This window comes from Paenibacillus sp. 01T422 (assembly GCF_056398785.1).
Genome location: NZ_JBFTQB010000927.1, coordinates 1 through 3,324, shown reverse-complemented (window position 1 = coordinate 3,324; position 3,324 = coordinate 1). Strand labels below are relative to the sequence as shown.

At 45.8% G+C, this 3,324-nt stretch carries 4 protein-coding genes; all 4 read right to left on the bottom strand.

Translation table 11 applies throughout. The features are described from left to right. Nucleotides 1-776, bottom strand: a 776-nt coding sequence (locus AC1DUA_RS33550) for a cupin domain-containing protein (RefSeq protein WP_477503856.1), incomplete at its 3' end; no start/stop codon positions are given. 239 nt (nt 777-1,015) lie between these two features. Continuing rightward, complete coding sequence (locus tag AC1DUA_RS33545; RefSeq protein WP_477503855.1) at nt 1,016-1,834, bottom strand: class I SAM-dependent methyltransferase; 819 nt, start codon at nt 1,832-1,834, stop codon at nt 1,016-1,018. 123 nt (nt 1,835-1,957) lie between these two features. Further along, nucleotides 1,958-2,461 (bottom strand): hypothetical protein, encoded by a 504-nt coding sequence (locus AC1DUA_RS33540; protein WP_477503854.1) that lies wholly within the window; start codon nt 2,459-2,461, stop codon nt 1,958-1,960. Nucleotides 2,462-2,559: 98 nt separating this feature from the next. Next, complete coding sequence (locus AC1DUA_RS33535; RefSeq protein WP_477503853.1) at nt 2,560-3,243, bottom strand: DUF7002 family protein; 684 nt, start codon at nt 3,241-3,243, stop codon at nt 2,560-2,562. Nucleotides 3,244-3,324: the final 81 nt, after the last annotated feature.

Sequence of the window (3,324 nt, the reverse complement as noted above, 5' to 3'; positions counted from 1 at the left end):
AGGTAGTATTGCCACTCATCGTTATTTGGATGCCAGTGCAGCTCACGCATAGCACCTGGTTCTACCTCGACTAGGGCTGCCGCGATCTTTTGAGAGATAGGAAAATTCCTTGAGTCTACGATTCGTACGCTTCCGCCGGGCGTTTTGATCGGTGTTTGAGCTAATAGTTGATGTTTGAAAGATAGGGGGATTGTACCGTAAGGGGACTGAACTTTCTCGCTTTCTAGCGAACTGGGAACATTATCTTGATAAATATAGACCTGATCATTTGGAATATTGTCAAAAGCACTCATGGGAACTCCGAAGTTTGCAGACAAGACATCTTTGGGTGTATGAGCAAACCAATCGGAAATAGATAACGTATTAAGGTCAGAGAAATTACCGTCATCGAAAACAAGAAGGAATTCGCAATGCTCCAATCCTTGAATGGAATGTGGGAGTCCTGGAGGAAAATACCATAGATCACCTGGACCGACATCGGCAATAAAATTCCGACCGTCTTGGTCAATGGCTGTGATCCGCGCTGATCCGAGTAACATATAAGACCACTCTGCTTGTTGGTGCCAATGCAGCTCCCTGACACCACCCGGTGTTAGGCTCATGTTAACGCCAGACATCGTCGTCGCGATCGGCAGTTCTCTAGCCGTAACTTCCCGCGACCAACCTCCATGGTTCAACGTCATTGAAGTGTCTGAGAATGAAAACTTCAAATTAGGAACCAATCCAGCGTCGGTTATAGGTGGAACAAGCATATTCGGGTTTTCCCTATCCCGCATGATATCCCTTGGACCTGTATCTATTCCACCTGCACCGTCGTTTCTAACTTTATATCTTTCCCAGCGGCTGATAAGATCATATTTGCGTTAGAATTTCCATCTATTTCATCCTTCCCGAGCCTTTTATAGATGTGAACCCGCGCAAGGCCAAGCAAGCTTGTCTCCACAAGCTTGCAGAAGCAGCTGAAGAATGCAAAACGGCTATGATGAGAAATCCATCATAGCCGACCATTTGAAACCTAAACCACACCCATGCGCAACCGGTATCCGAACATAATCTCCCGTTCCGCACCACCAAAAGCCTCGGCGACCAGTTCGCGGAAAGCCGCAAACTCCTCACGCAGCTCATCCGCACCCAACTTCAGCGCCGTTTGCAAGCCCCCCTGGCTGAAAGCAAGATTAGCATAACGCTCAGCATCGCACGTTTCCCAGTTATGGAAAACGATCTCTCTAGCATATCGGAATAAACCTGAGTCGCGAATTTGCTGTAAATGTCCTTCTTTGTCCCATTTATGAGCCTGCTCCTCGGTCGGGGCTAGCTCTAACGCCCTTGCGTCACCTAAAGCAAGAAGTCGCTTGTACTTTTCTTCAATCTGCCAATTAAGCGCTGGCGGCCAATCACAGTCGTAAGCAGCGAATATTCCGCCAGGACGAAGTACGCGTGCGAACTCACGCAGAGTGCTTTGTGGCTCCATCCAATGAAACGACTGCGAGCAAGTGATAACATCAGCAGACGCAKATGGCAGCTCCAGCTCATGCGAAAGCCTTTTGACAAACTGCATATTGTCCGGTTTATGTATCGCCTCCCACTTACTCATGGCTACAGCGCGCATATCATCATTTGGCTCTACGCCAATGATTTGATCTGCTTCATTCAGCCATATAAAAGTTGAAAGCCCCGTGCCGCATCCTACGTCAACTACCGTTTGCGGTTGATGCTGCAAATACGTTGTTATCAGCTTAACGACTTCCTGCGGAGCCGTGGGACGATTCTGATCGTACAACGTGCCGAATCCGGCAAAACGCTGTACATTACTCGTGCGTACGTTCTCTATCATGGGCACAATCACTCCTTCATTAATCTACGACTCTAATTATACCTCAATCCCTATCTCCAGAAGATGAAATTGTTTCAAACAAAATAGAGCTGCCTCAGCAACCCGTCTACGGCCCCATTTATTTTAATGAGTGACCATTTTTTTGCATAATTCGTCTACCTTATCCTGCATGCTTCGAACCGTTGTTTTCTTATATTGCATACCTAGCCGAAGCACCTTCAGCTGCTGTCTGCGCGTGAGCTTACGAAACCGCGGTTCGCGTTTCAGGAATGTCCGTATGATCGACCAACTGCTGACGGTTACCCGGTCCGATTTGATAGCAGGAATGTCGATGGGCAGCGATTGCTTGCGAAAACGATCAACAAATTTCCCAACACTCACAGACAGTTTGCTTTCATCGACAAGGCACACCGCTGATTGTTTATGCGTATGTTTTTTGAGGAAATTCAAATGCTGATGTCCGTCTATGATAACGTAACCCTTGTCTTTTTTGCTTTTTTGCACAATCAATACATGCATAAGATCTTGTGCTACTTTTTTAAACTCTTTTTTCCGCTGTGAGGTTTTGGTTGTGGTACTTTCCGGCTTAATTTTATTCAGAGATATATACTGTAAGGTATATCTCACCTGTACCCCTCCTCGTCAGACCGCTGTTAAATAACATGAATTCCTTGATGTAACAGTGTATGTGGGAAAGTGTCAAGTAGATGCTTGTTTGCTCGAAATTAGTCGGTTAACATCGTCCATGGATGTACCAAATGGCTCCAATTCGCAGGAACTTCTCCGCCATTACTGACATAAACAGCTGATATAAGCTCGGACACACCGTTCATCTGGCCATCGATTAGAACCTCTTTTATCTGCGATGGGGTACTCGGCACTAAGTCATCCTTGACAAGTCCAAACTGGTCTAATGGCAAAAACATAGCCAAACTTTTCTTATACGAACAATGATTGGGGAATCGCGGCGAACTGCCAGAGTCGTATTTGGAGAGCATGATTTGGGCGCGGTGTTTCACCAGCAAGGCAGACGCATCAAATTGCAGAACGGCAAAAGGTTCTTCCGGCTCCCTTCTGGCGTATGTTGCCATCATTTTTTGACAATCTTTCAGCGTTGGCCATAGAAAGACATGTCGGTCCAGAAACGCCCGAAATTCCTCTTGTGTCGTAGAGGCATCGATCATGCTATCAGCAATTCTCAAATGAGAGTTGATCGTAACCTTCAGATCTTGATAGTTCAAATGCTTTGGCGCTAACCGACGTTCGCCTTCCTGAGAAGGATCGATTAGATAACTTGAATATAGCGTGTCGAAATGTGCAATAGCAGGCAAATTTTTGGCACGTGTAAAATGGTATAGGCTTACTCTATTTTGTGTTTTGGTAATCGCTGAGATGTTAGCTTCGTTCATCGTTGTGCTCCTTATAAGTCAAACCTTGCAATATTTTACCACAAGATCATTATTCACATTCAAAAAGGACCATCCTTTCAG